Origin of the sequence: Neobacillus drentensis, from assembly GCF_036965245.1 — a bacterium.
GTDB lineage: Bacteria > Bacillota > Bacilli > Bacillales > Cytobacillaceae > Neobacillus > Neobacillus drentensis_G.
In genome coordinates this window covers 1-6,241 of the sequence record NZ_JBALPG010000162.1, presented here as the reverse complement: position 1 = coordinate 6,241, position 6,241 = coordinate 1, and the positions used below count along the sequence as shown (strand labels likewise).

General features: G+C 38.2%; 5 protein-coding genes. 1 reads left to right on the top strand and 4 read right to left on the bottom strand.

The genetic code is table 11. The features are described 5' to 3' along the window. Positions 1 to 2 precede the first annotated feature (2 nt). The 3 genes from V7150_RS23515 to V7150_RS23505 form a co-directional block, all read right to left on the bottom strand. The gene (locus V7150_RS23515; protein ID WP_335523052.1) at positions 3 to 230 is read right to left on the bottom strand and encodes a hypothetical protein; all 228 of its coding nucleotides are present in this window, start codon (positions 228 to 230) and stop codon (positions 3 to 5) included. Positions 231 to 468: 238 nt separating this feature from the next. Beyond that, a complete protein-coding gene (locus V7150_RS23510; protein ID WP_335523051.1) occupies positions 469 to 1,692 on the bottom strand; it encodes an MFS transporter in 1,224 nt (407 codons plus the stop codon). Positions 1,693 to 2,089: 397 nt separating this feature from the next. After that, complete coding sequence (locus tag V7150_RS23505) at positions 2,090 to 3,208, bottom strand: NAD(P)/FAD-dependent oxidoreductase (RefSeq protein ID WP_335523048.1); 1,119 nt, start codon at positions 3,206 to 3,208, stop codon at positions 2,090 to 2,092. A 202-nt stretch (positions 3,209 to 3,410) separates the two neighbouring features. Between V7150_RS23505 and V7150_RS23500 the strand changes: the two genes are divergently transcribed. Beyond that, entirely contained in the window at positions 3,411 to 4,553 is a 1,143-nt protein-coding gene (locus V7150_RS23500; protein WP_335523047.1) for a CAP domain-containing protein, read from the top strand. Between the two features lie 109 nt (positions 4,554 to 4,662). Here the strand turns inward: V7150_RS23500 and V7150_RS23495 are convergent, their stop codons facing one another. Next, the gene (locus V7150_RS23495) at positions 4,663 to 6,015 is read right to left on the bottom strand and encodes a S8 family peptidase (protein WP_335523046.1); all 1,353 of its coding nucleotides are present in this window, start codon (positions 6,013 to 6,015) and stop codon (positions 4,663 to 4,665) included. Between the last annotated feature and the right edge of the window lie 226 nt (positions 6,016 to 6,241).

Sequence of the window (6,241 nt, the reverse complement as noted above, 5' to 3'; positions counted from 1 at the left end):
AATTAGATTCTTCTTTTGACATCTTCTCTTATGGATTCAATTATTTCATCTGATAAATCTGCTGGAAAAGAGGTACCATCCTCGAACACCCAGCTATTGATGATTTCGAGGTCTGCTTTATTAAAAGTAATACTATAATTTTTACTATTCTGGGTAAATTCTGCTGTCACATATTCTTCGACAGCACAATCATCATCTATAATCATATTAGTCATTTTATACGGTTTCATGATGAAGTCTCCTTTTACTTAACTTTCTTTATGTATAGCGTTAACTTAATATAATTGTTTATTCACTTTTATATTCAACCTAGAATTCATCTACAAATAGACGGTCATTTCTTATTGGGTTATTCATTCATAAAACGATCGACAAACATCAATTTATACTTAGCACCGCTTTTAAGACAAAAAATACTAATAAAAAAACCATTACCTCCCGCATGAGAGGTAATGGCTTCGATGTTGCTTATACAGCTTTAGTAAGACTAGAAATGGTTTCTTGCTTCACTTCAACCTTACCTTTTCCTAAACTAATCATGGCCATAAACGAAATACAATAAAGGATAGCAAGATAGCCCATTGCAATGGTGACAGTAGCATGCTGTAGAATGAAACCTACTAAAATTGGAGATAATCCCCCTAACGCTCTTCCAAAGTTAAAAATCGTGTTAGTGGCTGTACTGCGAATTTCTACCGGATAATAATAACTAATTAATGCCCCATAACCTGCAAACATTCCATTCGAGAAAAATCCAACGATGGCACCGCCAATTAAAACTCCTGTGCTTCCGGACGCATAGGAATATAAAAATACAGCCACGGCCGATGCTAATAAAAAGAGTCCATACGTCCGCTTCATTCCAAGACGGTCCATAAATTGTCCAAATGTCAGCATACCTGCTATCATCCCAACAGCGGTACTAATCGTCCAAAGGGCAGAACTTGAAACCGAAAGCCCTTGTGATTGTTGCAACATAGATGGCAGCCAAATCATTAAGCCGTTATAGCCCGCAATTTGGACCGTTGCCATTATTGCTAATGCAATTGTAGTAAGGGCTGTTCTTCTTGTTGCAAACAATTGCTTTAACTTTCCTTGCTTTGCTACGAGATGGTTACCTTTTTTCGAAGCAAGCCATTCTGGTGACTCGTCTAAGTTCTTACGCACGATAAAGGCAAAAATAACAGGGATGATTCCAACGAAAAACAATCCCCTCCATCCCCAAGTTGGAAGAAGGATCGCACTTAGTAGAGCCGCAAGGATCACACCAAATTGAGCACCAACACTCACATAAGAAGAAGCCCGTCCTTGTTTATTCTTTGGCCATGCTTCTGCAACAAGCGCCATTCCAATTCCATATTCTCCACCGGCTCCTAAACCGGCAATAAACCTAAAAATGTATACTTGTTCAATATTTGATGCCAATCCGGTTAACGCCGTACCAATGGCAAACAAAAGAATCGTATAAGTAAAAACTCTAACTCTTCCAAACTTATCGGCTAAAATACCGAAAATCATTCCACCAAATAACATTCCTAAATTAGTAATGGATGAAATAAGTCCTCCAGTTGCTAAGTCAATATGAAATTCTGCAATGATCATGGACATGGCAAAGGAAATAAACATGATGTCCATACCTTCTAACGTTAAACCTGCTACTGATGCTACCACTGTTTTTTTCTGATAATTCACTTCTGTCATTCTCCTTCCAAGCCTCACTGGACTATGATTAAAAGATGATGTGGCAAAAAATAAAATACCCTTCCATCCAAAGGACAAAAGGGTATTCATATATACATAATAAGATAATATATACGATATTTACATTTTGCCCTTTTTGGCCTCTCTGGACCAGATTAAAGGAAATTTATTTTTTCTAATACTACCACGACAATAACCTTGTGACAATAAAAACATGCAAATTTTTTTATAGAAATTAATTAATAAAGTATTCAAAAAAATGGGTTCAGTCCTCTTGAGAGTAAAACTCTAGTTTACTGGGGGACAGACTCACTTTTAGAACAAGTTCTAATATAAAGACCGCCTTTGTATTTAGGTACAAACTTCCTGAGTACTCGTCCTTTATGAATTATGCCTTAAGAGCTCCAGCTATATCATAGCTGCTTAAATCAATCTCTGTTTGTCTTCCTAGTACTAGTTTGGCTATTTCCCTACCGAGATAAGGTCCACTTGTTAGTCCTGATGCCCCTAAACCATTAGCTAAAAAAATTCCTTCATAATGAGGTAAAGCCCCTGCCACTGGAAGAAAGCCCGGGGCAACAGGTCGAAAACCTATCCGTGTTTCAACAAAAGTGCAATTTGCTAAATCGGGAGCCGTTTCTAATACTTTGCTTAAAATTTCATTCACTCCGCCAGCAGTTACTCGGGTGTCAAATCCAGCCTCATTTTCGTGTGTTGAGCCGACAATTACACGGCCATTTTCTAATGTGAGCAGATATTGATTATTGGGTGACATGACAACTGGCCAAGAGGACGTATCTGTTTTAGGTATTTGAAGATGAACGATTTGCGCCTTTTGCGGTTTTACCAAAAAATTAACACCTAGTGGCTGTAGAAGTTCATATGCCCATGCACCTGCGGTAACAATCAACTGATCAGCGAACAACATTTTTTCTGAGAGCTTAATTCCAATCACTCGATTATTTTTACAAACAAGGGACGCATTCCCTTTCAGAAAGGTAACCCCATGCTTTATGGATGATCTAATCAATGCTTTACATAATGCTCTACCATTTACTCGTGCTCCACCACTGATATAAACGGAACCAAATTCCTCCGATAACGCCGGAAAAAGTCTCTTCGTTTCTAAAGGGGACAAAATCTTAATCTCACCAATTTCAGGTGCATCCTCCCGGCGTTTTCGCGCTCTCTCGGCCATATGTTCTAGTTTTTCCATGTCTGTATGGAGGCTTAAGGCCCCTACCCGCTTATATCCTGTATCTTTCTCTCCGTCTGCTTCTAATTGAGCGATTAATTCCGGATAGTAACGAGCACCGCCTTTTGCCAATTGATACCATGCTTTGTTACGCCGCTGGGAAAGCCAAGGACAAACAATTCCTGCAGCGGCATCTGTAGCCTGTCCTGAATCCTCTCGATCTACTAAGATAACCTCTGCACTTTGTTTAGCAAGGTGATACGCGGTCGACGCGCCAAGAATCCCTGCACCTATAATGATTATTTTTTGCATATAACTCCTTTTTCAACTAATATTTTCGATTTTATATATTTTTGGGTTCCTCTCAAAAAACATTATGACTTCATTTTAACTTAAACTTTCTAGCTTCGCGAAAATCTTTTAATTATCTCTTATTTTGAATGCAATTTAAGCATATTGCTTATACATTTAAACTAGATTGGTTACAATTCTACTAGAAATGGAGGAAAAGATTATGGTTCGATTTTTTGCTATACTATCATGCATATTTTTACTATATTTTTCAGGACCTATTATTGAACAAAAGTTTGCAAATTCTGATTCTGTTAAGGCGATTGATCAAGTTCAATCTAAAATAAATGAAATCAAAACCAACCCAGAAATACTTACAACCATCAATACTCTATCCGAAAAGATGCAACAATTATTGAAACAGCTTGATCTTCATTTAAAAGAACTTCCGCTAACACAACAAAAAGATGAACCGACAAACAGAGAAAAAACAAACTTAAAAACCCCGACCGAGCAAATCTTTTCAATTCATAATGTTGAACTCGGTGAGACAAAAGAAGATATTAAAAACATATTAGGACCCGCAAACCGTTCTTCCCTAAACGAATATGGGGCAAAATGGTATACCTACCATGACAAATATCGAGACTTTTTTATGGTTATGTATGATGAAAAAAATAATGTAGCCGGTTTATACACAAACCAGGATTTAATTGCGTCCACCAATGGGATTAAGTTAGGAAGCTCGAAAGAAAATGTACGAGCAAAACTGGGGGAACCACTTACCAACATACAAAAAGGATTGACGATTTATCAATTACAAAAAAATAGCGATTATGATGTGTATTTACTTGATGGTGTATATGTAACTATTTTTTACGATAAACACGAGAACAATACTATTACAGCGATGCAATTAATCGACAAAGACATGGAACAAAAGAAACATGAATTATATTCCGAAGCAAGTCCGGAATTAAATGAAGGCTTTGAATACCAGTTATTTGATTTAACGAATGCTTCACGAGCTGAACACCAGCTTCCTATCCTCTCATGGGATAACCGTGTCAGAGAAACTGCCCGTAATCATAGTACGGATATGGCTGTCAATCAGTATTTTGATCACACAAACCTTAAAGGGCAATCACCGTTTGATCGAATGAAGGATGATCATATCATCTTTTATTTGGCCGGGGAAAACCTTGCCTATGGACAGTTTAGCAGCATTTTTGCCCACGAGGGTTTAATGAACTCACTCGGCCATCGAAAGAATATATTGCGGAATGGATACGAGTATTTAGGAGTGGGCGTTGCCTTTAATGATCAATCACAGCCCTACTACACAGAAAACTTTTATGCTAAATAGTGGTAAAAGGGAGGTAGTATTTTGCCCAATTATGCTGAAAGATTAACAAAAAAGTGTCAGGCATCATCCTATTTTATGGATTGTGCCTGACACTTTTTAATTATGAATTTTATTTTAATGCGCTAACTGCGTTAATTAGCCCCTGACCGGACTTTTCGTCATATCCTGGTTTGAATACATCTTCAGCAGAGTTCAAAATGATGTGTTTTACCTGGGCAGGATTAAGTTTATCTTTACCGTGTTGAGCAATAATGACGCCGGCAAGTGCGGCAACTTTTGGAGCCGCCATGGAAGTACCTCCTTTATAGTTCCACCCGCCAGGTACTGTAGCAAAGCATAGGTAAGAGTTATCTCGTCCCTCTTTTGTTTCAGGATTATAGTTAGGGCCTAAATCTCCGCCAGGAGCCATTACATCAATTTTTCCTACTCCATAGTTTGAGTAGTATGCCAGGTTCTTCAATTTTCCGCCTGCTGAAACCCTAATCAAGTTCTGGCTGCTTGGACTTCTATGTGTGGCACCTTTATCATCACCGGAAAGTTTTCCAGGGCTGCTTATATCTACTGCGTTATTACCCGCAGACCCTACAACCGTAACACCTTTATTGATTGCATAAGTAATTGCTCGATTAAACATTCGCACATCTGCAACAACATCTTTTGTTGCAGTTTCAGGATCCTGGAACCAATCATAGCCGCCTAATGACATATTTACAACATCTACATTATCATCAGCAGCTGTCATTAATGCTTCCGCGATATCAGCAGTAGAAGCTTCTCCGGTAGGACCAAAGACACGATAAGAAGCCACTTTTAGGTCAGGCCCCACTCCCATTGTTCTTCCTTTTGCCGCAATTGAACCCGCGACGTGTGTACCATGTCCATTTTCGTCCTTAGGATCTGAATAGCCTGGAACAAATGATTTCCCGTATGCATAATTTGCTTTTAAGTCTGGGTGGGTATAGTCAATACCTGTATCGATTACTGCAACGACAATATCTTCCCCTGAAACTGGCTTTCCTGTGCCTCCAGGAAGGTTCCATGATTCTCCATTATTTGTAACTTGTTTAATATCCCATTGATACTGTTCATATAGATCCGGCTTAACAGATGCGGCCTCCTCAAAGGAAACCGTTGCTTCCGCAGCTGGTGCCTCAGCATAAACTTTGTTTTCTGCTCCAGCTTCAGACACGATAGAAGACTTTTTAACTTCCTTTAGGAAATCAGGATTGCTAGAGGATACCTCAACAGCTCCTAATTTTTCCAGCTTCTGTTGTATCTTGCCGCCAGCTTTTTTAAGGATGTCCTCATAACCTGATGGTAGTTTTGCCTCATTTTTAAAAACTACTATGTAATTCTTTTCAACTGATTGGGCATGTCCCACACCAGCACCACTAGCAAAAACTGTAGATGCACATAACGTTAGGCCAAGAGCCCCTGCTAAAAATCCTTTTTTAATTGTCATTTGTTGACCTCCTATATATATTCTAATTTTCATTATATTTCAAATCATCAGTTAAACAATCATCTTTTTTCGACAGCAAAAAATAGTATGCCATACTTTAGATATAGATAAAGTGTATTTTCTTTCACTAGTTAATACTAAAATAGATAAATATTATTAGTATCTCTTTTAGAAGGAATGGAATTTCTGCAAATTTTGTAGAAAATCCAGTTCTATATACTCAGCT

Bases quoted from the DNA above. Each gene is read 5' to 3' on its own strand.
- V7150_RS23495 (WP_335523046.1), bottom strand. From the start codon at position 6,015: ATGACAATTAAAAAAGGATTTTTAGCAGGGGCTCTTGGCCTAACGTTA.
- V7150_RS23515 (WP_335523052.1), bottom strand. From the start codon at position 230: ATGAAACCGTATAAAATGACTAATATGATTATAGATGATGATTGTGCT.
- V7150_RS23500 (WP_335523047.1), top strand. From the start codon at position 3,411: ATGGTTCGATTTTTTGCTATACTATCATGCATATTTTTACTATATTTT.
- V7150_RS23505 (WP_335523048.1), bottom strand. From the start codon at position 3,208: ATGCAAAAAATAATCATTATAGGTGCAGGGATTCTTGGCGCGTCGACC.